General features: G+C 53.0%; 24 protein-coding genes. 23 read left to right on the forward strand and 1 reads right to left on the reverse strand.

What is annotated here, in order from left to right; translation table 11 throughout:
* The first annotated feature begins 4 nt into the window (after nt 1-4).
* The 3 genes from RHM61_RS14795 to RHM61_RS14805 all read left to right on the forward strand — a co-directional run bounded on the left by RHM61_RS14795 (nt 5) and on the right by RHM61_RS14805 (nt 2726).
* Nucleotides 5-592 (forward strand): type II secretion system protein N, encoded by a 588-nt coding sequence (locus RHM61_RS14795; RefSeq protein ID WP_322248063.1) that lies wholly within the window; start codon nt 5-7, stop codon nt 590-592.
* Nucleotides 589-1422, forward strand: a complete 834-nt coding sequence (locus RHM61_RS14800; RefSeq protein ID WP_322248064.1) for a uracil-DNA glycosylase — start codon at nt 589-591, stop codon at nt 1420-1422. Before RHM61_RS14795 ends, RHM61_RS14800 begins: the two co-directional genes overlap by 4 nt.
* Before the next feature lie 74 nt (nt 1423-1496).
* A complete protein-coding gene (locus tag RHM61_RS14805) occupies nt 1497-2726 on the forward strand; it encodes an HD-GYP domain-containing protein (protein WP_322248065.1) in 1230 nt (409 codons plus the stop codon).
* A gap of 45 nt (nt 2727-2771) precedes the next feature.
* Here RHM61_RS14805 and RHM61_RS14810 read toward each other — a convergent pair whose 3' ends face one another.
* Nucleotides 2772-3752 carry an NADPH:quinone oxidoreductase family protein gene (locus tag RHM61_RS14810; RefSeq protein WP_322248066.1) on the reverse strand — a complete coding sequence of 327 codons (981 nt, stop codon included), beginning with the start codon at nt 3750-3752 and terminating at the stop codon, nt 2772-2774.
* A 121-nt stretch (nt 3753-3873) separates the two neighbouring features.
* On the opposite strand from RHM61_RS14810, the gene surE reads away from it, so the two are divergent.
* The 20 genes from surE to RHM61_RS14910 all read left to right on the forward strand — a co-directional run bounded on the left by surE (nt 3874) and on the right by RHM61_RS14910 (nt 25022).
* Entirely contained in the window at nt 3874-4611 is a 738-nt protein-coding gene (surE, locus tag RHM61_RS14815; protein ID WP_322248067.1) for a 5'/3'-nucleotidase SurE, read from the forward strand.
* Nucleotides 4608-5426 carry a protein-L-isoaspartate(D-aspartate) O-methyltransferase gene (locus RHM61_RS14820; RefSeq protein ID WP_322248068.1) on the forward strand — a complete coding sequence of 273 codons (819 nt, stop codon included), beginning with the start codon at nt 4608-4610 and terminating at the stop codon, nt 5424-5426. The genes surE and RHM61_RS14820 overlap by 4 nt, the downstream gene beginning before the upstream one ends.
* A 56-nt stretch (nt 5427-5482) precedes the next feature.
* Nucleotides 5483-6406, forward strand: a complete 924-nt coding sequence (locus tag RHM61_RS14825) for a peptidoglycan DD-metalloendopeptidase family protein (protein WP_322248069.1) — start codon at nt 5483-5485, stop codon at nt 6404-6406.
* 147 nt (nt 6407-6553) lie between these two features.
* Nucleotides 6554-7600, forward strand: a complete 1047-nt coding sequence (gene rpoS / locus RHM61_RS14830; protein WP_322248070.1) for an RNA polymerase sigma factor RpoS — start codon at nt 6554-6556, stop codon at nt 7598-7600.
* Between the two features lie 128 nt (nt 7601-7728).
* Nucleotides 7729-9069, forward strand: coding sequence for a 23S rRNA (uracil(1939)-C(5))-methyltransferase RlmD (gene rlmD / locus RHM61_RS14835; protein WP_322248071.1), 1341 nt, complete (start codon nt 7729-7731; stop codon nt 9067-9069).
* Between the two features lie 156 nt (nt 9070-9225).
* Nucleotides 9226-9651 (forward strand): nucleoside-diphosphate kinase, encoded by a 426-nt coding sequence (gene ndk / locus RHM61_RS14840; protein WP_322248072.1) that lies wholly within the window; start codon nt 9226-9228, stop codon nt 9649-9651.
* 104 nt (nt 9652-9755) lie between these two features.
* Entirely contained in the window at nt 9756-10913 is a 1158-nt protein-coding gene (gene rlmN / locus RHM61_RS14845; protein WP_322248073.1) for a 23S rRNA (adenine(2503)-C(2))-methyltransferase RlmN, read from the forward strand.
* Entirely contained in the window at nt 10910-11716 is an 807-nt protein-coding gene (gene pilW / locus RHM61_RS14850; protein ID WP_322248074.1) for a type IV pilus biogenesis/stability protein PilW, read from the forward strand. The genes rlmN and pilW overlap by 4 nt, the downstream gene beginning before the upstream one ends.
* Nucleotides 11709-12764 (forward strand): RodZ domain-containing protein, encoded by a 1056-nt coding sequence (locus RHM61_RS14855; protein ID WP_322248075.1) that lies wholly within the window; start codon nt 11709-11711, stop codon nt 12762-12764. Before pilW ends, RHM61_RS14855 begins: the two co-directional genes overlap by 8 nt.
* 22 nt (nt 12765-12786) lie before the next feature.
* Nucleotides 12787-14064, forward strand: coding sequence for a flavodoxin-dependent (E)-4-hydroxy-3-methylbut-2-enyl-diphosphate synthase (gene ispG / locus RHM61_RS14860; protein ID WP_322248076.1), 1278 nt, complete (start codon nt 12787-12789; stop codon nt 14062-14064).
* Nucleotides 14065-14084: 20 nt separating this feature from the next.
* On the forward strand, nt 14085-15446 hold the full coding sequence (hisS, locus tag RHM61_RS14865; protein ID WP_322248077.1) for a histidine--tRNA ligase: 1362 nt from the start codon (nt 14085-14087) through the stop codon (nt 15444-15446).
* A gap of 14 nt (nt 15447-15460) precedes the next feature.
* Nucleotides 15461-16108, forward strand: coding sequence for a tetratricopeptide repeat protein (locus tag RHM61_RS14870; RefSeq protein WP_322248078.1), 648 nt, complete (start codon nt 15461-15463; stop codon nt 16106-16108).
* Between the two features lie 18 nt (nt 16109-16126).
* The gene (gene bamB, locus RHM61_RS14875; protein ID WP_322248079.1) at nt 16127-17272 is read left to right on the forward strand and encodes an outer membrane protein assembly factor BamB; all 1146 of its coding nucleotides are present in this window, start codon (nt 16127-16129) and stop codon (nt 17270-17272) included.
* Nucleotides 17273-17277: 5 nt separating this feature from the next.
* Entirely contained in the window at nt 17278-18618 is a 1341-nt protein-coding gene (der, locus tag RHM61_RS14880; protein WP_322248080.1) for a ribosome biogenesis GTPase Der, read from the forward strand.
* Nucleotides 18619-18783: 165 nt separating this feature from the next.
* Complete coding sequence (gene hfq / locus RHM61_RS14885; protein ID WP_322248081.1) at nt 18784-19020, forward strand: RNA chaperone Hfq; 237 nt, start codon at nt 18784-18786, stop codon at nt 19018-19020.
* A gap of 39 nt (nt 19021-19059) precedes the next feature.
* Nucleotides 19060-20190: a GTPase HflX gene (gene hflX, locus RHM61_RS14890; RefSeq protein ID WP_322251110.1), complete on the forward strand. Its 1131-nt coding sequence runs from the start codon at nt 19060-19062 to the stop codon at nt 20188-20190.
* A 32-nt stretch (nt 20191-20222) separates the two neighbouring features.
* Complete coding sequence (gene hflK, locus RHM61_RS14895; protein WP_322248083.1) at nt 20223-21500, forward strand: FtsH protease activity modulator HflK; 1278 nt, start codon at nt 20223-20225, stop codon at nt 21498-21500.
* Nucleotides 21500-22399, forward strand: coding sequence for a protease modulator HflC (hflC, locus tag RHM61_RS14900; RefSeq protein WP_322248084.1), 900 nt, complete (start codon nt 21500-21502; stop codon nt 22397-22399). The genes hflK and hflC overlap by 1 nt, the downstream gene beginning before the upstream one ends.
* A 155-nt stretch (nt 22400-22554) precedes the next feature.
* Nucleotides 22555-23709, forward strand: a complete 1155-nt coding sequence (locus RHM61_RS14905) for an ATP phosphoribosyltransferase regulatory subunit (RefSeq protein WP_322248085.1) — start codon at nt 22555-22557, stop codon at nt 23707-23709.
* Complete coding sequence (locus tag RHM61_RS14910; protein ID WP_322248086.1) at nt 23709-25022, forward strand: adenylosuccinate synthase; 1314 nt, start codon at nt 23709-23711, stop codon at nt 25020-25022. The genes RHM61_RS14905 and RHM61_RS14910 overlap by 1 nt, the downstream gene beginning before the upstream one ends.
* The last annotated feature ends 11 nt before the right edge of the window (nt 25023-25033 follow it).

Here is a 25033-nt window from a genome sequence, read left to right on the forward strand (position 1 = left end):
TCTGATGAAGCGTTTGCCCCTGTTGTGTAGTTTTCTAGCCTTTGTTTTATTGTGCGCCACGCTCAGTTTCTGGGTCTTGCGCGTGCTGACCCCGGCAGTCCGTGGTGTCGCCGCACCGACGGTACAAAATAGTCTGGAGCCCGGCACTGGCGACTGGGCCGGCTTGTTCGGTGCCGGTCCACAGGCGCTGGCCGCTGCGAGTAATTACCAGTTGCAAGGCGTGATTATTGCGGGTAATCCAGCTGAAAGCTTGGCGATTGTCAGTGCTAATGGCAAGCCGGCGCAAACCTTGGCAATCAAGCGGGAATTTGCGCCCGGCATCAGTTTGCAGGAAGTGCGTGCCCAATACATCATGATCGCCGACGGTGCTGCGCTGCAGCGGGTTGAATTGCCGCAAGCGGCTGCCAACCCCAGTCACGGTGCCGAGCCCTTCATCGCGCCGCTGCCGGCTGCCGAGGTGCGCGGCGGTGCAGTCAGTAGCTATCCGGCGCATCGCAATCAAATGCCAGCGCCACAGCCACAGAATGTTCCGGCGCTCGGTGCCGGCTTTCCCAGTGCCGGTTTACCGCCGGTGAGTTCGGAAACTCGATGAGTGCGGCCCGCGCTTTTTTGCCAGCGCTGGTCGCGCAAGCCTTGGCGGCGGCCGACCCGAGTTGGCAAGCGGCTTTACAGGCCGGTTTGCAGGCCATGCATGCCGCTGACCCCGACTATTTGCCGGCTTTGGTCGCGCACGATTTTCTGCCGAGCGAAGGGCGTTTATTCGCGGCCTTTACGCAGCCGCTGGCAGCGGTACGGCATATTCTCGTCGGCGAAGGACCTTATCCACGCGCCGCCAGCGCCACTGGCGTGTGCTTTATGGATGGCGCAGTCAGCCATTTGTGGGCTGCCGATGGCAGTGGTTTGGCCAAGCCGGTCAATCGTGCCACCTCCTTACGTAATTTCATGAAAATGTTGCTGGTGGCCGATGGCTTGCTCGCGCCAGATTGCACCACAGCATCGGCGATGGCCGCGCTCGGTGATGAAATTGGCGGTTTGATACAAACTTTGCCGCAATTGCAGCAAAACTTGCATGCGCAGGGATTTTTATTGCTCAATGCCAGCTTGGTGTTTCGTGACCATGTCGCGCCTGCGAAAGATGGCAAGGCCTGGCAGCCTTTATTGCGTTGCGTATTCGACGCACTTATCGCGCATCACGCGCATGCCGGCTTGGCTTTGCCGGTGTTGGTTTTGTGGGGCAAAATTGCCGAACAATTGACTCTGATTAAAGAAGTCGCAGCTTTTCCGCAAGTGCGCTCTGAGCATCCGTATAATTTGAGTTTCATAAAAAATCAAGAAATGCAGAATTTTTTCCGCCCCATGCAATTGTTGAAAATTGCCGCAAAGAAAAATTATGTTACAAATAACCAGCTTTTGATGGCTTAGTCTGACGCTTTGTAGAATAATCGCACAATGAGAATTGTGTAATTTAGCCGGACCTGAGGCCGTATGATGAGCTTATGTTAAAAAAAATCGAAATTTCGCAATTGAGAACTGGCATGTATGTTCAAGAGCTGTGCGGTTCTTGGATCGATACGCCATTTTGGAAAAAATCGTTCGTGCTGACGGAAGCGAACGAATTGATGGAAATTCAAAAATCAAAGATACGCCAGGCATGGATAGATACCAGTAAAGGCCTCGATGTCTATCAGGCACCGACCCCGGCCGCTGTCGTGATGCCGGAACCGCCGGCGGAAGCACCTAAGGTGGCCGCGCCACGTACCGTTGCGCCAGTATCGATGGATGAAGAGCTCGGGCGTGCCTCGATGATCGTTTCGAAAACGAAAGATGCGGTGTGCTCGATGTTCAGCGAAGCGCGTATGGGTAAAGCGGTCGATGTCGGTAATGCGCAAGAAATGGTGGAAGAGATTGCCGATTCTGTGATGCGCAATCCCGGTGCATTGATCGGCTTGGCGCGCTTGAAAACCAAAGACGATTACACCTACATGCACTCGATCGCGGTGTGCGCGCTCATGGTCGCCTTATCCAAGCAATTAGGATTGAGCGAAGTCGCTGTGCGCGAAGCTGGCTTAGCCGGCTTGCTGCATGATATAGGCAAGATGATGGTGTCGGACGATATCCTCAATAAACCGGGTAAGTTGACCGATGCCGAATTCACCTCGGTCAAAGAACATCCGGCGGCTGGCCATAAAATGCTGCTCGAAGCGCAGGGTGTGAGCGAGGCGGCGCTCGATGTCTGTTTGCATCATCACGAAAAAATGGATGGCAGTGGCTACCCGGAAGGATTGCGCGGCGAGCAAATCAGTCTGCTCGCGCGCATGGGTGCCGTCTGTGATGTCTACGATGCCATCACTTCCAACCGCCCGTACAAACAAGGCTGGTGTCCGGCTGAATCGCTGCGCAAAATGGCCGAATGGAGTAAAGGCCATTTCGATGAAAAAGTCTTCCAAGCTTTTGTCAAAAGCATAGGTATTTACCCGGTTGGCACCTTGGTGCGGCTGGAATCGGGACGCTTAGGTGTCGTGGTCGAACAACAGATCGGCAAATCCTTGTTGGCACCGAAGGTGAGGGTGTTTTTCTCCATCAAATCGATGGGCTACATCGTTCCCGAACTGCTGGATTTGGCTGGTCCCGGCTTGCAAGATAAAATCGCCAATCGCGAAGATGCGGTGAAATGGGGTCTCAAAGATATCGACCGCTACTGGCTCGGCGACGCCGTGCCAGCTTGAGTGGCTGGTAAAGCCGCTCGGTGACCATGTTGCCGAGCGTTTTTTTTAGCGTTGCGGTTCGATGATGACTTTGCCGGTGACCTTGCGGGCAGCGATGTCATTGAGTGCTTGCGCGGTTTCGTGCAAAGCATAGCGACCGGAAATATGCGGCCGGATTTTTCCTTCCGCCAGCCAGCCCAGCATCTGCTGCATGGCTGCCAGGTTGGCTTTGGGCTCGCGACGTGCAAATTCACCCCAGAACACGCCGACCAGCGAAGCGCCTTTGAGCAGGCATAAATTGAGCGGCAACTTAGGAATTTCGCCATTGGCAAACCCTACCACCAAATAGCGGCCGCGCCAGGCAATCGAACGGAAGGCCGGTTCGGCGTAGATGCCGCCGACCGGATCGTAAATCACATCGGGGCCTTTGCCGTCGGTGGCCGCTTTGATCGCTTCACGTAAATCTTCGCGACTGTAATTAATCGTCACATCGGCACCATGTTCGCGGCACACGGCCAGTTTTTCATCGCTGGAAGCCGCAGCAATCACGCGTGCGCCGATGGCTTTAGCAATTTCAATCGCGGCCAAGCCGACCCCGCCAGCTGCACCCAAGACCAAAATTGTTTCTCCCGCCTTGAGTTGGGCGCGGTCGATCACGCCATGATGTGAAGTGCCGTAGGTCAGGGTGATGGCCGCGGCGGTAGGGAAATCGAGCGCCGCCGGCATAGGCATGACGGCATTGGCTGGTGCCAGCACTTGCTGAGCAAAGGCGCCGTGGCCGATGAAGGCGATCACGCGGTCGCCGACCTTAGGATAGCTGACGCCAGCACCGACGGCATACACCACGCCGGCCAGTTCACTGCCGGGGGTGAAGGGCAGTTCCGGCTTGAACTGATACTTGTTTTCAATGATCAAGACATCGGGAAAATTGACGCCGGCTGCCTCGACCTTGATCGCGACTTGTCCGGCTGCCGGCAGCAGATCGCTTAATTCTTCGACTACCAAGGTATCGGGCGGACCCCAAGTTTTGCAAACGACAGCTTTCATAGTTTATCTCCGTGGTTTAAAAAAATAGTACGACCGTTTAATTTTTGTTTATTTTTCGATTATGCCGCAAAAAAATGCTGACGGTGGAAATTTGTTTTTCCGCATCGGGTAGAATGGCACGATGAAAATCCTAATTAGTAATGATGATGGTTACTTGGCGCCCGGCATCGTTGCTTTGGCGGCGGCGTTGGCGCGTTTCGCCGAGGTAACAGTGGTCGCGCCAGACAGTAATCGCTCCGGCACCTCGAATGCGCTCACGCTCGACCGACCGCTGTCGGTGCAGCGTGCCGATAACGGTTTTTACTTTGTTAACGGTACGCCCACCGATTGCGTGCATGTGGCGTTGACGGCGTTGCTCAGCGAGCCACCCGACTTAATCGTCTCTGGTATTAATCAGGGGCAAAATATGGGTGACGATACCCTGTATTCGGGTACCGTGGCGGCTGCCACCGAAGGCTTTTTATTTGGCATTCCGGCCATCGCTATTTCTCAGGTTGATAAGGCTTGGGCACATCTCGATGCTGCCGCCGAATATGCCAGCCAATTAGTGCGCAATGGCTTTCCGGCCTTGCCGCAGCCGTATTTGCTTAACGTAAATATTCCGAATTTACCGCTGTCCCAGATCGCTGGCTTGCGTGTCACCCGCCTCGGGAAACGGCATGCCTCAGAACCAGTGATTGCGATGCGCGACCCACATGGGCGTGAAATTTACTGGATAGGGCCACCGGGTGCGGTACGCGATGGCGGTCCTGGCACCGATTTTCATGCTACCGCCGCCGGCTATGTGTCGCTGACGCCCTTGCAGATCGATTTGACGAATACCCGCCAACTGGACATGCTTGTCATGAATTTGGCATGATCACGAAGGAGAAACGGTTTCCTCTGACCTTATCCGCCTTGGGTGGTCAAAACAAGGATTCCAGTGCGCATTCAGGCACGCGCAGCGCTTCGACGCAAACGGCGATGCAGAACGTGCATCAGAGTGCCGTCAATAAGCTCGCTTCGCAAACGGCTGCCGTGTCTGGCGCGAGTGCCCCGGCAATGGTTTCGGATGCCGTGCGACGTGCCATGGTGCAGCGTGTGGCGCAGCAGGGCGTTAAAGATACGACGGTGTTGGCCGCCTTGCAGGCGATACCGCGGCATATGTTTTTAGAACCGGCCTTGAGCAGTCAAGCCTATATCGATGCCTCGCTGCCGATCGGGCATCACCAAACTATTTCACAGCCGTATATCGTCGCGCGCATGATAGAAATTATGCGTAACGGCAAATCACTCGAGCGGGTCTTGGAAATCGGCACAGGATGCGGTTATCAGGCTGCCGTGCTCGCGCTGGTGGCGGTCGATGTGTATTCGATCGAGCGTATCAAAGCCTTGCACGAATTGGCCAAACATAATCTGCGGCCGCTCAGAATCGCCAATCTCCGTCTGCATTACGGCGATGGCATGCTGGGATTGCCTCAGGTAGCCCCATTTGACGGTATCATACTGGCGGCGGCCGGCATGGAGGTGCCGCCGGCCTTGCTGATGCAACTGAAAGTGGGGGGGCGGCTGATTGCGCCGGTCGGTGGTCGCGATCAGGTCTTGCAACTGATTGAGCGGCTGACGCTTAATGATTGGCAGAGTTCGGTGGTGGAGCATTGCCATTTTGTGCCTTTGCGCGCAGGCGTCGTTTGAGTGCGCGGCCTGATTTTGCCGAAACCCAAGAATTCACGGATAAATTTGTAATGAGAATGAAAAAACTGAAGTATGTCGCTTTTCCTTTGTGGCCAACAGCCATGCTCTTGGTGCTCGGTGCCTGTACCACGCCGACCCATCGGGCCCCGGTAGTGGAGCGCGGTGCACCCGCACCCGGGAACGCGTCGGATGTTGCGCCGCCACCTAAGTTGCTACTCAAGACGCCGGAAAACACGCGCGGTTCTTACGTTGTCAAGCGCGGCGATACCTTGTATCGGATTGCCTTGGAGCACGGTCAAAGTTATAACGATCTGGTCGTCTGGAATAATCTGAGTAATCCGAACGACATCAAGGTCGATCAAGTCTTACGTGTCACTCCAGCCGAGGCGGGCAGCAGTGCCGTACAAACCACGGGTATCAATAATTCAGTACTCGAAGTGAAACCTTTGGGTGCGGCAACACAGAATAAATCTTCACCATTAGGCAACAAGCGCCCGTATTCCGATGCCAATTTGGCTGAGTTGCAAAAATCGGAATCGTCGGCTGCTGCGCCACTGGCAAAGCTCGATCCAATTATTCCGGCAAAGGCCAGTGATAAGCCTGCCGATGTCGATGCAATCGAGTGGATCTGGCCGGTCGAGGGGAAATTATTGGCTGGCTTTGATGACGCTAAAAATAAAGGTCTCGATATCAGCGGCAAGATGGGGCAAGACGTGAATGCCGCAGCCGCTGGCAAAGTGATGTACGCCGGCAGCGGTATCCGCGGTTATGGCAATCTGGTGATTGTGAAACATAGCAGCAGTTTGTTGTCTGCTTACGCACATAACAAGACGATTTTAGTGAAAGAAGGGCAGGCGATCAGCAAGGGGCAAAAAATTGCTGAGATGGGGAATTCTGATAGTGATGTTATAAAGCTACATTTTGAAATACGTTTACAAGGTAAGCCGGTAGATCCGGTAAAATACTTACCAACACGCTAATTATCTAAAAGTTAATATAGTGCGTGGACTGGGTGGAATAGTTGGTGATGTCAGTTGGTGTGTTCGGTCGTTTTTTGTGAGCCATAGCTCGCTTGTGTTCAGACGCAAACGCGCTTTCCAAATGCAGTTTCCTCAGAGCACAAAACTATGCAAAAAAACAGCGCTGGTAAGCTGACAGCACGCGCGGCACCACCGGTCGACCAGGCCCTGTCGGCCGATGGGTTTGATGAGCCGCTTGAGCGTGATCCGGAGGCAGTGTTAGAGCTCGGCCAGGAAGCCGAGCGAGAGACGGGCGATGAGCCGGCCAGTCTCGTTGTTGCCCCTATTGATGAATTGAAGACGGTGTTGGCGGCGGAACTTTCTACCGACACCACACAATATTATTTGAATCAGATAGGGACGCGTCCGCTATTTGATTTAAAGCAAGAGTTGCACTACGCCACGCTAGCCAAGCAGGGTGATTTTGCGGCCCGGCAGAAAATGATAGAACATAATCTGCGACTGGTGGTGTCGATTGCCAAGCACTATATCAATCGCGGTCTGGCCCTGCTCGATATGATCGAAGAGGGTAATCTCGGACTCATGCATGCGATTGATAAATTCGAGCCCGAACGCGGCTTTCGTTTTTCCACTTATGCCACTTGGTGGATACGCCAGAGCATCGAGCGTGCCATCATGAATCAAGCGCGCACGATACGCTTGCCGGTGCACATGGTGCGTGAATTGAATCAAATTCTACGCGCTAAATACCATCTTGAATCGCAACGGCGCGATGGCCGTGATGCCAGAATGGAAGATATTGCCTTGTTGGTCGATCGCCCAGTTGACGAGGTGCAAGATATCCTGGCTTTATCTGAACATGCCAGCTCACTCGATACGCCGCTCGATAATGACCCGCAATCGAGTTTGATGGATTTATTGCCCGGTGACGCAGACGATGGCCCTGATGTGCGCGCCGAACATCTGGAAATGACCGCCCTCATGCGCGATTGGTTGGCGCGCTTGCCGGATAAACAAAGAATCGTGATTATCCGTCGTTTCGGTCTCGATAATGACGATCCGGCTACGCTCGAAGCCTTGGCCGATGAGATGGGTATTACGCGCGAACGGGTGCGTCAAATCCAGCAAGAAGCCTTGATTAAACTTAAGCGTAGCTTTGTTTCGCGTGGTGTCGGACGCGACGCCTTGATTTAATCTGTCTTAATCCGCTCGCGCTACCGAATTGTCGTGGCCGATCGCCGCTTTCTGCCGCTTTCTCTTTTATAATCGCGTCTTTGAATCGTCTTTGAGAAGGCGCGACCGAAGTTGGCGCCGATATTCCCATGAATAAAATAGAAATACGCTCTTTCGATATGGACGCGCGCGGCGTTGGTCATATTCAAAATGAAGATGGCAGTCAAGGTAAGGTGGTGTTTGTTGAGGGTGCTCTGCCTGGTGAATTGGTCGGGTTTAATTCCTACAAGAAAAAGAATAGTTGGGAAGTCGCGACGCTCGGCACCATCCATCGGCAATCTTCGCAGCGCATCGTGCCTAAGTGTGAATTTTTCGGTGTCTGCGGCGGCTGTTCCATGCAGCATGTGGAGCCCGATGCGCAGGTGGCGATGAAGCAACGCATTCTGGAAGATAATTTGTGGCATATCAGTAAAGTCAAAGCGCGCAATATGATGCGCCCTATCTATGGTCCGACTTGGGGTTATCGTTATCGGGCCCGCCTGTCGGTGCGGCATGTGATCAAGAAAGGGACGGTGCTGGTCGGCTTTCATGAAAAAAAATCGCGCTATGTGGCGAATATGGAAAGCTGCGCCATCTTGCCGGCCCATGTCTCTGCCATGCTCATGCCCTTGCGCGCCTTAGTTGCCTCGCTATCCATCGTCGCGCAATTGCCGCAGATTGAGTTGGCCATCGGCGAGGGGCTTACTGCCTTGGTGTTACGTATCTTGGCAGCACTGACGGCCGATGATGAAACGAAGCTCAAAGCATTTGCTGATAAGCATAATGTGCAATGGTGGTTGCAGCCCGATGGCAATCAAGCGGCCTTGCCCTATTATCCGGCGCAGAGTGACTTGCATTATTTGTTGCCTGAATTTGGCATCAAGATGCCGTTCAAGCCGACTGATTTTACTCAAGTGAATCACCAGATCAACCGCGTCTTGGTGGTCAAGGCACTGCGTTTGCTCGATGTGCAAAAAACCGATCGCGTCGCCGATTTATTTTGCGGCCTCGGGAATTTCACTTTGCCGATCGCCACGCTGGCGCGCGAAGTCGTTGGCATCGAAGGCAGTGATGCGCTCACCGAGCGCGCGCTCGACAATGCGCGACACAATGGTTTGCAAGAAAAAACACGTTTCAGTACGCGCAATCTGTTCGATATCACGGCGGCCGATTTGCTTGCGCTGGGAAAATTTGATCGCTTCCTGATCGATCCGCCGCGTGATGGCGCTATGGCATTGTGCCAAGCCTTGGCCGATTTGAAGACCCTCGCACCAGCCTTCCGGCCGCGCCGTTTGGTCTACGTTTCCTGTAGTCCGGGAACCTTGGCGCGCGATGCCGGCATTTTGGTCCATGCTGCCGGCTACCGCCTCAGTCATGCCGGCGTCATCAATATGTTTCCGCATACCTCGCATGTCGAGTCGATGGCGGTGTTTGATTTGCTGCCCGACTGATAACGGCATTTCGATGGTGCTGATCAGCTGCGAGCAGTTAATCAGCGTTTCCCTTACTTCCGGGACATGTTATTGGCGGTGTTTCATGCTAAAATCTAGGGTTAGATGAATTCTTGAGTTTTTGTCTTAACCCTTTCTTTTTATTGGAGTTTTCTGATGGCTATCGAACGTACATTGTCTATTATCAAACCTGACGCAGTTGCAAAAAACGTCATTGGTCAAATCATCAGCCGCTTTGAAACAGCTGGTTTGAAAGTTGTTGCTGCTCGCCTGACACAATTGTCGCGCGCTGAAGCCGAAGGTTTTTACGCTGTTCACGCAGCGCGTCCATTCTTCAAAGATTTGGTCGACTTCATGATCTCCGGTCCAGTTTTCGTGCAAGCGCTCGAAGGCGAAGGCGCGATTTTGAAAAATCGTGATCTGATGGGTGCGACCGATCCTAAGAAGGCAGAAGCCGGCACAATCCGCGCTGATTTCGCTGAATCGATCGATGCTAATGCCGTCCATGGTTCGGATGCAGTAGAAACAGCGGCTGTTGAAATTGCTTATTTCTTCCCAGCACTGAACGTATACTCGCGTTAATTGGTCAGACGGTCGGTGTTCATTTGCCGACAATGAATGGTAGTTGAAGTAAATAATCATCCCCCTGACGCAGGCTTGCGAAGGGGGGTGTAAGAAAGAAACACATGACGGCACTCATAAATTTATTGGATCTAGATCCTGCGCAACTCGTTGCTTATTGTGGCGAATTGGGTGAGAAGCCGTTTCGTGCCAAGCAATTGCAACGCTGGATACATCAATTCGGCGCGAGTCGCTTTGACGAGATGACTGATCTCGCCAAGTCTTTGCGCGAAAAACTCTCCGGTCGGGCTGAAATTGTCGCGCCCGCCATTGTCAGTGATCACACTTCCCTTGATGGCACCCGCAAATGGCTGGTCGATGTCGGTCAGGGGAATGCGGTCGAAACGGTCTTCATTCCTGAAGAAAATCGTGGCACCCTGTGCATCTCTACGCAGGCCGGCTGCGCCGTGAATTGCCGTTTTTGTTCTACCGGCAAACAAGGGTTTAATCGCAATCTGACTGTTGCTGAAATTATTGGTCAATTGTGGATGGCAGAATTCGAATTGCGTCGTACTAAAGGCATTGTGCCTGGTCCTAAGGGTGAGCGGCAGATCACGAATGTGGTCATGATGGGCATGGGTGAACCCTTGCTCAATTTTGCCCCGACGGTGACCGCGCTGCGCCTGATGCTCGATGATAACGCTTATGGCTTGTCGCGCCGTCGCGTCACCCTCTCGACCAGCGGAGTGGTGCCGATGATGGATAAGTTGTCGCAAGAATGTCCGGTCGCCTTGGCGGTGTCCTTGCATGCTTCCAATGATGCCTTGCGCGATAGTTTGATACCCTTGAATAAAAAGCATCCGCTGCAAGATTTGATGGCCGCCTGCAAGCGCTATCTCGAATTTGCGCCGCGCGACTTTATTACCTTTGAATATTGCATGCTCGATGGCGTCAATGACAGCGATGAGCATGCGCGTGAATTGATTGCCTTGGTGAAAACGGTGCCGTGCAAATTCAATCTGATCCCCTTTAATCCGTTTCCGGAATCAGGTTTGAAGCGTTCTGACAATCCGCGCATCAAAGCCTTTGCCAAAGTCTTGATGGACGCCGGTATCATCACCACCACGCGTAAAACGCGCGGCGACGATATTGATGCGGCCTGTGGTCAGTTGGCCGGCGAAGTCAAGGATCGTACGCGGGTACAGGAAAGAATGCAGAAAATGGCCGAATATCAAAAGAAATTCGGTGAAAATTTCGGCAAAATTGTGGAGATTACTCAGTGAAAATTTTCGGCTCGGACTGGCGTTTTGAAAGAGCTTTGCTCATTTCCTTGATGTTGGTGCTGGCTGGTTGTGTGAATCGTGGTCTCGATGCGCCGCATGAAACCCCGAATGCCTCAATCGAAAAGCAAGACGTACAAAGGCGTGCGGCGATTCGGATTCAATTGGCAGTCGGTTATTATCAGCAAGGTCAGAATAAAGTTGCCTTGGAAGAAATTCGCCAAGCTTTGCTGATCTCGCCCGATTTGCTCGACGCCTATGCGATCCGCGCCCTGATCTTCATGGAAATGGGTGAAAAGAAGCTGGCTGAAGAAAATTTCTTGTATGCAATGAAGTTGGCCCCCAATGATCTTGAAATCGCCAATAATTATGGCTGGTTTTTGTGTCAGAATGACAGGGAAAAACAAGGCTTGGTTTTGCTGGAGCGAGCTTTGCACGACAGTGCTTATCCTACTCCGGCCAAGGCTTACAATAATGCCGGTTTATGCAGTCTGCGCATCAAAGATGCGCGTGCTGCTGAAGCGTATTTCATGCAGGGGTTCAGGATCGACCCCTCGAACCCCGGCCTCAATGCCAACTTGGCCAGGGTTTTTTTTGATCGCGGTGATTTTTCGCAGGCGCGTTTTTATATCAACCGCGTGCTTAAGCTCGATGTCATGACGGTTGATGTCTTGTGGTTGGCGATCAGAATTGAGAAAAAACTCGGTGATGAGGCGATCATCAATAGCTTGATTACGCAGTTGCGTCGTCGCTTCCCTAATTCCCGTGAATTCGGTTTATTGCAAAGAGGATCTTTTGATGAGTGAGGTAGGCGTAAATACTCCATCTGAGTCGCAGTTGCCAGACAGTGATGGTACTGCGGTCAACCCAGCGGCAGTGGCCGCTTCGGCTGGTGCTATGCTGCTGGCGGCGCGTGTCGCTGGCGCTTGGACAGTCGAGCAAGTGGCAGATCAATTGAAGCTCTCGCCGCGGCAAATTATCGCGATTGAAACGAATGATTTTCCGCTTTTGCCGAATATGGTGATCGTGCGTGGCTTCATGCGTTCTTACGCTAAGCTGCTGAAAATCGATGCCGCACCAGTAATTGCCCTGCTGCCAGCTGAAAGCAGTAGCGGTGCTTTTGTAACTGATTTGCGGCCGACTTTGGCTACCCCCTTTATGGAATCGCGTTCGCCTTTTCTGGGTCGCTCAGATGCCACGAATCGGCGCTATTTGTATGGTGCAGCGATGTTGGCGGCGGCCGTGCTGGTATTTTTACTGGCTCAAAAGCTTGAGCAATCGGGGTACTTTCAGCGCTGGCTGACGCCGAGCGAAACCGCGGCGTCGGTTGCTGTAGAGGAAGGCAGTGCGCCGCATGAAAATAGTGTGGCTGCCAGCGAGACGGCACCAAGCACACCGGGTATGGGGCTCAATGTGCCCTTGGCTTCCTCGTTGCCAGCGGCGCAGACTAACCCGTCCTCGACGGTTGCAGCGCCGACCCCGGCATCGGCCCCAGCCGCGGTCAGCGCGACAGTCGCCGCACCTGCTCCGGTGTTGCCGGCTGCGCCGGTCTCGGCAGTGCAGGCTGCGCCAAGCTCGAATGCAGCGCTGGCTGGTGTTGTCGCCACGGCGCAGCAAAAAAATCAGTTGCGCTTAAAATTTCGGCAAGATTCTTGGGTTCAGGTAAAAAAAGAATCGGGTCAGATTTTGACCTCGCATTTGGCTAAAGCCGGTACCGAAGAATTTTTTGATTTGCGCGAACCCGTGCAGTTACGCTTGGGGAATGCCAGTGGCGTTGATGCGTGGTTGCGCGGGAGTGTGTTGGAAATGACACCTCCTGTTGGCGTCAATACGGTCAATCTGAGTCTGAAATAAGTGTGAAAAGTGTAAAATGAGTATGCAAGATTTTTTAACTGAAATAGGATCTGGCCCGGCACCGCGCCGAGTGCGTCGCGCTGCCACAGTCAGCTATGGTGAGCGCCACGTCATTATCGGTGGCTCGGCCCCGGTCGTGGTGCAATCGATGACCAATACCGATACCGCCGATGTCATCGGCAGTGCGATCCAGATCAAGGAACTCGCACGCGCCGGCTCGGAACTCGTGCGCATCACGGTCAATAACGCCGAGGCGGCCGCGGCGGTGCCGGAAATTCGCGCGCAGCTCGATAAAATGGGCGTCGATGTGCCGCTGATCGGTGACTTCCATTACAACGGCCATACGCTGCTGAGCGATTTTCCAGACTGCGCACAAGCTTTGTCGAAGTACCGTATCAATCCTGGTAATGTCGGGCAAGGTGCCAAGCGCGATACTCAATTCGCACAAATGATAGAGATCGCTTGTCGCTACGATAAGCCGGTACGGATCGGTGTCAATTGGGGTAGTCTCGACCAGGCTTTGTTGGCGCGTATTATGGATGAAAATGCGCAGCGTTCGACGCCATGGCGGGTACAAGCGGTGATGTATCAAGCGTTGATCACCTCAGCCATCGAGAATGCGCAGCGTGCCGAAGAGTTGGGTCTCGGTGCCGATAAAATTATTTTGTCTTGCAAGGTGTCGGGCGTGCAGGATCTCATCGCGGTGTACCGTGAGTTAGCGGCGCGTTGTGACTATCCCTTGCATCTCGGTTTGACTGAAGCCGGCATGGGGAGTAAGGGCATCGTCGCCTCAACAGCGGCCTTGGCGATTTTGATGCAAGAAGGGATCGCCGATACCATTCGTGTTTCGCTCACCCCCGAGCCCGGTGGCGATCGCTGCCGCGAAGTGATCGTGGCACAAGAAATTTTGCAAACCATGGGCTTGCGTAAGTTCACTCCTATGGTGATTGCTTGTCCTGGTTGTGGTCGCACCACCTCGACGGTGTTTCAAGAATTGGCCGACGATATACAAACTTTCTTGCGCGAGCAAATGCCACTGTGGAAGAAGCGTTATCCCGGTGTCGAAGAAATGAATGTCGCCGTCATGGGTTGCATCGTCAATGGCCCGGGCGAATCCAAACATGCCAATATCGGCATCAGCTTGCCCGGTACCGGTGAATCGCCGGCAGCGCCGGTATTCATCGACGGTGTGAAAGCGCTGACTTTGCGCGGCGATCATATCGCCACCGAGTTTCAAGCCATTGTGCTCGACTATGTCGCAAAAAAATACGCCAGCGCGACCGCGGTCGCGAGTGAGTAAATAATTCAATCAAGGTAAGCATGTCGGAAAACAAAAAAATTGAAAAAATAGCGGGCGTCAAAGGGATGAATGATCTTCTTCCCGGTGATGCGCCGCTGTGGGAATTATTTGAAAATACCGTGCAGTCTGTCTTGAAAAGCTATGGCTTTCAACAGGTACGCACGCCTATTCTCGAAGCTACGGCATTGTATGCCCGCGGTATCGGCGAAGTCACGGACATCGTCGAAAAAGAAATGTATTCGTTTGAAGATGCGATGAATGGCGATCGTCTGACGCTGCGACCGGAAGGTACGGCCGGCGTGGTGCGCGCAGCCATTGAGCATAATTTAGTATATGACGGTCCGAAACGCCTGTGGTACACCGGCCCGATGTTTCGTCACGAACGTCCGCAACGCGGTCGCTATCGCCAGTTCCATCAAGTCGGTGCCGAAGCACTGGGCTTTTCCGGGCCTGATATCGATGCGGAACTGATCATGTTGTGTCAGCGTCTGTGGGATGACTTGGGCTTGCAAAATGTACGCCTGGAACTTAATTCCATCGGTGACGCGGCGGAACGCAGTGTGCATCGCACGGCGCTGATCGCGTATTTCGAGCAGCACAGCGAATTGCTCGATGCCGAGGCGCTGCGTCGTTTGCAAACCAATCCTTTGCGTATTCTTGATACGAAAAATCCGGCCATGCAAGAGCTCGTCAATGGCGCGCCTAAGCTGCTCGATTACCTTGGTGCCGACTCCTTGGCGCATTTCGAAGGCGTGCAGGATATTTTACGCACCAACAGCATTCCCTTCGTCATCAATCCACGTCTGGTACGCGGGCTCGATTATTATAATCGCACCGTATTCGAATGGGTGACTGATGAACTCGGTTCGCAAGGAACCATCTGTGCCGGTGGTCGGTATGACACCTTGTTCACCACTTTCGGTGGCAAAGCAACTCCGGCCTGTGGCTTCGGCATGGGCATAGAACGTATCATCGAGCTCATGAAAAGCTTGGGTGAGACCAGTGATCCGGCTTTGTGCGATGTCTATTTGGTGCATCAGGGAGCAGCTGCACAGATGCAGGCAACTATCATCGGTGAACGTTTACGTGATGCCGGACTCGATGTTGTGTTACATTGCGCAACCGCGACCGGGACTGGTAACTTCAAGGCGCAAATGAAAAAAGCCGATGCCAGTGGCGCGGCTTATGCGGTCATCATCGGCGACGATGAACTCGCCAAGCAAGCGGCGACGATCAAAACTATGCGTTCCGGCGAGCAAGAGAATAATCAAGTTGGCGTTCCTTTTGAAACGGTGGTCGACTATCTGGTTGATCAAATCGCTGGCGGCGGTACGGATGCCGCATGTTGCGACGACCCGACTCATATTCATATTCACCATTAATACATTCTGACATCATGGCATACGATCACGAAGAGCAAGAACAGCTGGCAACGATAAAGGCAGCTTGGAAACAGTACGGCAACCTCATCACTTGGGTGTTGATTCTCGCTTTAGGCGGCTATGCTGCTTGGATGCAGTGGAGTAAGTATCAAGGCGACCAGTCCGGGCAAGCTTCGCAGCTCTACGAATCACTGCAGCAAGCAGTGAGCGGCAAGGATGACACGAAGGTTCAGCGTGCTGCCAACGATTTGAAAGAAAAATTCAGCGCCACTTCGTATGCATCGATGGCTGCGCTGACTGCGGCCAAGAGTGCATTCGAAGCCGGTGACCTGAAAGTAGCCAAGCAACAATTGCAATGGGTGGTCAGCAGCAGTAAAGCCGATGATTACAAGGCGCTGGCGAAATTGCGTTTGGCCGCCATCGCGCTCGATGAAAAAGCTTACGATGAAGGTTTGAAGCAGTTGAGCGGCGAATTTCCGCTGCAATTGCAAGCCGACGTCGCCGATCGTCAAGGTGATTTGTATGTTGGCTTGGGCAAGATTGATGAAGCGCGCAAGGCGTATCAAGCTGCTCACGATAAAATGACTGAGAAAAGCCCGGCACGTTCGCTGGTACAAGTTAAACTCGATGCCATCGGCGCTGCTGCCGTGGCAGTGAAATAAATAACAGGAGTGACTTCTATGCGTTTTTCCGTCAAACTGATCGCACTCTCAGTCTGTTGTGTGATGGCTGGTTGTTCTTCTTGGAATCCCTTTGCTTCTAAAGTCGATCCGAAAAAACAGGCCGCTGTGCTGACTGAGTTCAAGTCCACGCTCAATGCTCGGGCGCTGTGGACGATTGCGGTCGGGGCGGCCGGCAGCTATACATTTGCGCCTGCGGTTGATGGCAGTAAGATTTATGCTGCAGCCAATGATGGTACCGTGGTCAAGCTTGACGCCTCCGGACGTACCGATTGGCGCATCAATGCCGGCGTCAAGTTGACCGCCGGTGTAGGTGCCGATGAATCGATGTTGGCGGTAGCGGCCGAAAAAGGTTTTTTATTGGCCTTTGATAATACCGGTAAGGCGCTTTGGAAAGTCCAAGAATCATCAGAAATCCTCTCCACCCCCGTAGTGGGTGCCGGCTTCGTGTTGGTGCGTAGTAATGATAATCGCATCAGTGCCTATGATGCTGTCACTGGTAACAAAAAATGGTCGCTCGAACGGCCGCTGCCGCCTTTGGTGCTGCGCGCAGTGCCAGGTTTGCTGATCGTTGGCGATCAAGTGCTGGTGGCTTTGCCGGGTGGTCATATGATTGCCGTTGCCCTGAAAAATGGTGCTTTGCGCTGGGAAGCTGTGGTCGGTGAGCCGAAAGGGAATACCGAACTCGAGCGTGTCGCCGATGTCTCCGGTGTGCCTGTGCTGGTCGGCCGAGATGTCTGCGCGACTGCGTACCAGGGCCGAGTCGGTTGTTTTGATATCGCCACCGGTACGCCGCGCTGGGTCAAGAATACCTCGAGCGAAGTCGGCGTTGGTGCCGATGAACGCTTTGTGTTTGCCGCCGATGCCGGCGGTGTAGTCGCCGCCTATGCGCGCGATGGTGGTGCCAGTGTTTGGCGCAATGACAAGCTGCTCAATCGCCGCTTGTCGGCACCGATATCCTTTGGTCGCTCGGTAGCAGTGGGCGACTATGCAGGTTACGTTCATTTTCTCTCCAGAGAAGATGGTTCTTTCATCGCTCGCTTGGCGACCGATGGTAGTCAGATTTTGACCGCGCCGCAGGTGCAAGGTTCGAATCTGATTGTTCAAACAAAATCAGGATCTGTGGTTGCCTTCGCGACCGAGTAATACAAATGAAGCCGGTTATCGCACTTATAGGCCGACCAAATGTCGGCAAATCCACGCTGTTCAATCGGCTTACCCGTTCACGCGACGCACTTGTGGCAGATCTTCCCGGTCTGACTCGTGATCGCCATTACGGTGAAGGCCGCGTTGGAGAACGCCCGTTCTTAGTCATTGATACGGGTGGTTTTGAACCCGTCGCCAAGGACGGCATTTTGCATGAAATGGCAAAACAAACCAAGCAAGCCGTAGCCGAAGCCGATGTCGTTATCTTCATCGTCGACGGTCGCCAAGGCTTGACGCCGCATGATAAAACCATCACCGATTTCCTGCGTAAATCAGGCCGTTCGGTGATGTTAGTCGTCAATAAAGCTGAAGGCATGCGGTATTCGAATGTGACCGCCGACTTTTACGAGCTTGGTCTCGGCGATCCTTACGTGATTTCCTCCGCCCATGGCGATGGTGTTACCGATCTGGTCGAAGAAGCGCTCGACATCGCCTTTGCGCAGCGTCCGCCCGAAGTGGAAGAGCCGGAAAGTGCCGTCCGTGGCATCCGTATCGCTATCGTCGGTCGTCCGAACGTCGGCAAATCGACCTTGGTCAATACCTTGCTCGGCGAAGAGCGTGTGATTGCCTTCGATATGCCTGGTACCACGCGCGATTCGATAGAAATTCCATTTGAGCGCGATGGTAAGCACTATTCGCTCATCGATACCGCTGGTATTCGCCGGCGCGGTAAAGTATTTGAGGCGATAGAGAAATTCTCGGTCGTCAAGACCCTGCAATCGGTCTCAGAGGCGAATGTGGTGCTGTTGCTGTTAGATGCGCAGCAAGATATTTCTGAGCAAGATGCGCATATCGCCGGCTTTATTCTCGAGTCCGGGCGTGCGCTGGTGGTTGGTGTGAACAAGTGGGACGGTTTGCAAAGCGAACGCCGCGATGAAATTAAATTTGATATCGAACGCAAGCTTAACTTCCTGACTTTCGCTAAATTCCATTTTATTTCTGCACTCAAATCGACCGGTTTGGCACCATTGATGAAGTCCATCGATTCCGCCTACGAGGCAGCGATGGCGAATTTGTCGACGCCGAAACTGACGCGTGCGCTGATCGAAGCGGTTGAGCATCAACAGCCTAAGCGCAAGGGATCGATACGTCCTAAATTACGCTATGCCCATCAAGGCGGACAAAATCCACCTATCATTGTCATTCATGGTAATGCGCTCGAGGCAGTGGGCGATGTGTACAAGCGGTATTTGGAAAAACATTTCCGCGAAACTTTCTCTCTGACCGGTACGCCGCTCAGAATTGAAATGCGTTCGGGTAAAAATCCGTTTGATAAATCCAAATAAGCAGCGAACGCTAGTCTCTAAATATTAACAAAAAATAATGAGAATGCGCGCTCAATGCTATATTTGTGTAAAAATAGATTACAGTGAGTCTGGTAATCACTCTGGGAAGCTTGAAATTATTCAATGTATCCCCAACTTTGATCACAACAACACAATGGAGCTGTTATGAGTAATAAAGGGCAACTTTTACAAGACCCGTTTCTGAACGCATTGCGCAAGGAACACATCCCGGTTTCAATTTACCTGGTAAATGGTATCAAACTGCAAGGCCATATCGAATCTTTCGATCAATATGTCGTTTTGCTCAGAAATACAGTCACACAAATGGTTTATAAGCATGCCATTTCGACCGTCGTTCCGGCGCGCGCCGTGAGTATTAATGCTGAACCTGAAGCAGAGTAATTTCTTGGCTCTTTCTCTTCAGGATCCATGTCTTTGAGCATGCGCGCCGCCTTGGTCGGCGTAGACTTCGGTAAAGGTGATTTTGCTGCCAGCATGGAAGAAATTTCCTTGTTGGCGCAATCTGCCGGTGCCGAACCGCTCGCCACCGTCACCTGCAAACGCGCCAGTCCCGATGCGGCGTTGTTTGTTGGCTCCGGCAAGGCGACTGAAATTGCCGCCTTGGTTGCTGACGAAGCGCTCGATCTGGTCATCGTCAATCACGCCTTGTCGCCGGCTCAGCAGCGTAATCTCGAACGTCACTTGCAAGTGCGGGTGGTTGATCGTACCAGTCTGATTCTCGATATTTTTGCCCAGCGCGCGAAAAGCCATGAAGGTAAGGTTCAGGTCGAGTTGGCGCAATTGCAGCATCTGGCGACGCGTCTGATTCGCGGCTGGACCCATCTGGAACGACAGAAGGGTGGTATCGGCTTGCGCGGTCCGGGTGAAACGCAACTCGAAACCGATCGCCGCTTGATCGGTGAGCGGGTCAAAATGCTGAAGTTGAAATTATCCAAGTTGCAGCGTCAACGGGAAACCCAACGACGGTCGCGCGACCGGAGTAAAACTTTTTCAGTTTCTTTAGTCGGCTACACCAATGCCGGTAAATCCACCTTATTCAATGCCCTTACCAAGGCTGGCGTGTATGCGGCCGATCAGTTATTTGCTACCCTCGATACCACCTCGCGCCGGCTCTACCTTGGCGAGGCTGGGAATGTGGTAATTTCTGATACGGTGGGGTTTATTCGCGATTTGCCGCATCAATTGGTGGCGGCTTTTAAAGCGACTTTAGAGGAAACCATCCACGCAGACTTGCTTTTACATATAGTGGACGCAAATAGCCCTGTGAGAGCGGATCAGATCGAGCAAGTTAACCATGTCTTGAAAGAGATTGGTGCCGATCATATTCCGCAATTAATGGTGTGCAATAAAATTGATTTGGCGATGTTAGAGCCGGCAGTCCTGTTGGATGAGTATGATAAAATTGATCGAGTTTTTTTGAGCGCCAGAACTGGGGCTGGGCTCGATTTGTTGCGTCAAGCTATCGCTGGTTTTGCCATTGCCAAGGCTGCAGAAATGGCGCCCGAACAGGTCGCACCTGACTATGATGATGCACGGTTCAACCTCCAGTAGCGTAAGCTGCTGTTCATTGGATATCAAAAAGAATGCTAGGTTCTCTTCTTAAACGACTCGGTCTGAGCTTGTCTCTCAACGACCCCCAGTGGGGCCGTGGCTCCCAGAATAACAATCAGGATGGCAAGAAAAAGCCTGATACACCTCCTGATCTCGAGCAAGTCTGGAAAGACTTGAATGCGCGCTTGGCGCGTTTTCTCGGCCAAAAAGGCGGGGGCAGCGGCAATGGAGGTGGCGAAGGGGGTGGTTTTTCTCCTGACCCAGCCAACACCCGTATCGGCATCGGCGCGATTGCGCTGGTGTTTTTTGTCGTCTGGTTGATCAGCGGGATCTTCATCGTGCAAGAGGGGCAGACCGCCGTCATCACCACTTTTGGTAAATACAGTCATGTCGCCGGCTCGGGCATGAATTGGCGTTGGCCTTACCCAGTACAGAGTCACGAAATTGTCAATGTTTCGCAAGTGCGCACGGTTGAAGTCGGTTATCGCTCGAATGTGAAAAACAAGCAAGCGCGCGAATCGCTGATGTTGACTGATGATGAAAATATCATCGACATTCAATTCGCCGTGCAATACAAGCTCGGCAATGCCGCTGATTGGCTGTTCAACAACCGTGATCAAGACGAGATGATTCGTCAGGTCGCCGAAACAGCAGTGCGCGAAGTAGTCGGTAAAAGTAAGATGGATTTTGTGCTCTACGAAGGGCGTGAGAAAGTCGCACTCGACGTCGGTGCCTTGATGCAGCAAATTCTGGCACACTACAAATCGGGCGTGCAAATCGCTAACGTCACCATGCAGGGTGTGCAACCGCCGGAACAAGTGCAGGCAGCTTTTGATGATGCGGTGAAGGCCGGTCAGGATAAAGAGCGCCAAAAAAATGAAGGCCAAGCCTACGCCAACGATGTGATTCCAAAGGCGCGTGGCGAAGCCTCACGCATGCTGCAGGAAGCGGAAGGGTATAAATCGCGCGTGGTTGCCAATGCCGAGGGGAATGCCTCGCGCTTCAAGCAAGTGCTCAGTGAATACCAAAAAGCACCGGTGGTGACGCGTGATCGTTTGTATCTCGAAACCATGCAGCAAATTTTTTCCAGTACCAGCAAACTCATGATGGATACCAAATCTTCCAACAATATGGTGTATCTGCCGCTCGATAAAATGATACAGCAAGCTGAAGGCAGTACTGCCAAGGCACCGGCTGCGGCCGTCGCCCCGGTGACGCCAAGTGAACCCATCCCGACTGTCGAAATGCGCTATTCCAAAGATGGCCGTAGCCGCGATAGCCGTGACTCCCGTGATAGAGAGGTGCGCTGATGAATAAGCTGATCTCCTTCTTTGCGACCGTGCTGGCAGTCTTGCTGGTCGCGTATTCCACCGTCTTCGTGGTGGATCAAAAATCGCATGCCATCGTGTTTGCTTTCGGCGAAGTCAAAGCCGTCATCAGTGAGCCCGGTTTGCATTTTAAATTACCGCCACCGTTTCAGAATGTGCTGTTTCTCGACAAGCGTATCTTGACCATCGACGCGGATGATGCCGATCGTTTTATTACCGCAGAAAAGAAAAATATTCTGGTTGATTCCTATGTTAAATGGAGAATCACTGAGCCAAAACTGTATTATGTCAGCTTCGGTGGTGATGAGCGGCGCGCGCAAGACCGGTTGGCGCAAATCATTAAGGCTGCTCTCAATGATGAAATTACCAAGCGCACCGTGCGTGAAGTGATCTCGGGTGAGCGCGGCAAGGTGATGGAAGCGATCAAAAACAAGGTTGCCGACGAAGCCAAGCAGATAGGGGTAACGATCATTGATGTGCGTCTAAAACGCGTCGACTATGTTGAACAGATCAACAATTCAGTCTATGATCGCATGAAGGCTGAACGTTTGCGCGTGGCCAATGAATTGCGCTCGACAGGTGCGGCGGATTCAGAGAAAATTCGTGCCGATGCTGATCGCCAACGTATCGTCATTTTGGCGGAGGCCTATCGTGAATCGGAAGCGATGCGCGGTGCCGGCGACGCCAATGCTTCACAGATTTACGCTCAGGCATTTGGTCAAAACCTGGAGTTCTACCGTTTTTATCGCAGTCTTGAAGCATATCGTGCCAGCTTCAAGAGTAAGAGCGATATCGTGGTGGTGGATCCGAGTTCTGACTTTTTTAAATATTTTAAGAATTCCGGCACAGCCAGTGGTGCTGCACCGGTAAAAACGAAATAAAGGAAGGTCTGGGTTAATCAGACGCCTTATCGTCATCTGAAAAATCGCATCCGGCAATACAGCGATCTGCGCCAGTTTTGGCGTCGGTCGCTGTTTGCCGGATGAGTGCTGTCAAATTTGCTTGTTTTATTTTTTATTTTTTTTGATTGTCTTTCATGCCAAATTGGCTTTTACCCGAAAATATTGCAGACGTTTTGCCTTCGGAAGCGCGCAAAATTGAAGATTTGCGCCGCGTTTTTCTTGATCATTTCCGCCTCTATGGTTACGAGTTGGTGATGCCGCCGATGTTGGAATATATCGAGTCGCTGCTGACCGGTACAGGCCAAGACATGGATTTACGCACCTTTAAATTGGTCGACCAAGTCTCCGGCCGCACCATGGGCTTGCGCGCTGATATGACGACGCAAGTCGCGCGTATCGACGCCCATCTGCTCAACCGTAATTCGGTCACACGTTTGTGCTATGCCGGTAATGTATTGCATACCAAATCTTCTGGCTTGCATGCGACACGCGAACCGATACAGATCGGTGCTGAAATTTATGGTCATGCCGGCTTGGAAGCCGATGCTGAAATTCAAGAGTTGGTGCTGGCTTGTTTGGCCTTGGCCGGCATTTCTGAAGTCCGCATCGATCTGTGTCATGTCGCTGTACTGCGGGCTATTCTCGAACTCGATCCACTGGCTAAGACTAGCGAAAATCAGTTGTTTTCTCTGCTGCAGTCCAAGGACACGCCGGGTATCGAGCTGATCAGCCGCAGTTTTTCTGCGCCAGTCCGAGCGGCGCTGTTGGCACTGCCGGGTTTGTATGGTGACGTCAGCATCCTCGAGCGTGCACGCCTGTGCTTGCCGACGGTGCCGGGGGTGACGGCAGCGCTCGATGAGCTCGGCTATTTGGCCGGCTTGCTCGGGCCAGCGCAATTAACTATCGATTTGGCTGATTTGCGCGGCTATCATTATCACAGTGGCGTGATGTTCAGTGTGTTTGTGCCAGGCTTGCCGAATGCCGTGGCGCGTGGTGGCCGCTATGATCACGTTGGTGAAGCATTCGGGCGCGCGCGTCCGGCTACTGGCTTTTCGCTCGATCTGCGCGAATTGGCGCGGCTGATGCCGATGGCGGAGCGGCGCGATGCTATCCGCGCGCCTTGGAGTCGCGATGCGGCCTTGCTGGAAAAAATTTCAGAATTACGTCGTGCCGGTGAAGTGGTGATTCAAAACTTCCCCGGACACGAAAACGAACAAGACGAATTCGACTGCAACAGAACAGTCGCTTTCGATGGTGATCAATGGGTTCTTCAAATGGTGGCTGAGTGATGTCAAATAATACAATAGCAAAAAACGTAGTCGTAATCGGTACGCAATGGGGCGATGAGGGCAAGGGCAAAATCGTCGATTGGCTGACCGATCACGCCCAAGGCGTGGTGCGCTTTCAGGGCGGCCATAATGCCGGTCATACGCTCGTCATCGGCGGTCAGAAAACTGCCTTGCAACTGATCCCTTCGGGCATCATGCGTGCCGGTACCGCTTGTTATATCGGTAACGGCGTGGTCTTGTCGGTCCCCGATCTGCTGCGCGAAATTGATAAATTGCAAGCCAATGGCGTCGAAGTGGTGTCGCGCTTGAAAATTTCTGAAGCCTGTCCGGTCATTCTGCCGTATCACACGGCTCTCGATGCTGCCCGCGAAGCAGCACGCGGTGCCGCCAAGATCGGTACCACCGGGAAAGGTATCGGTCCAGCGTATGAAGATAAAGTCGCACGCCGCGCCATTCGCGTAGCCGATTTGCTCAATCCTGAACGTTTTGCCGAAAAGCTCAAAGAGAATCTTGATTACCACAATTTTGTGCTGACCAATTATCTCAAGGCACCGGCGGTCGATTTCCAAACCACGCTTGATGACGCGCTCGCTCTGGTGCCGCGCATCCGCCCTATGGTGGCCGATGTCTCTAGCGCCCTGTATGCCGCTTACAAAGGCGGTGCCAGCCTGTTGTTCGAAGGCGCGCAAGGTAGCTTGCTCGACGTCGACCACGGCACCTATCCATTCGTCACTTCCAGTAATTGTGTTGCTGGTAATGCCTCGGCCGGGTCCGGTGTTGGTCCGAACATGCTGCATTACATTTTGGGCATCACCAAGGCTTACACCACGCGTGTTGGCTCGGGTCCATTCCCGTCGGAATTGCCGACTGATGCAGGGGTGGGCAAGCATTTGGCCAGCGTCGGCCACGAATTCGGTACTGTCACCGGTCGCGCGCGCCGCTGCGGTTGGTTTGATGCGGCTTTGCTCAAGCGCTCGGTGCAAATCAACGGTGTCTCGGGTATGTGCCTGACCAAGCTGGATGTCTTGGATGGGATAGAAACGCTCAAGCTGTGCACTGGTTATCTGGTCAATGGCAAGCACGTCGATATCTTCCCAGTTGGCGCCGAAGAAGCCTCGCTGTGCGAAGCCGTTTACGAAGAAATGCCAGGTTGGTCGGAAACCACGGTCGGTGCCAAGTCTCTCGATGCTTTGCCCCTCAATGCGCGCAATTATATCCAGCGCATCGAAGAGTTGGTTGGCGTACCGATCGACATGGTCTCGACCGGTCCCGATCGCGAGGAAACCATCGTATTGCGCCACCCATTCAAATGAAAGAGCAATAA

This window comes from Undibacterium sp. CCC3.4, from assembly GCF_034347425.1.
Classification (GTDB): domain Bacteria; phylum Pseudomonadota; class Gammaproteobacteria; order Burkholderiales; family Burkholderiaceae_D; genus Undibacterium.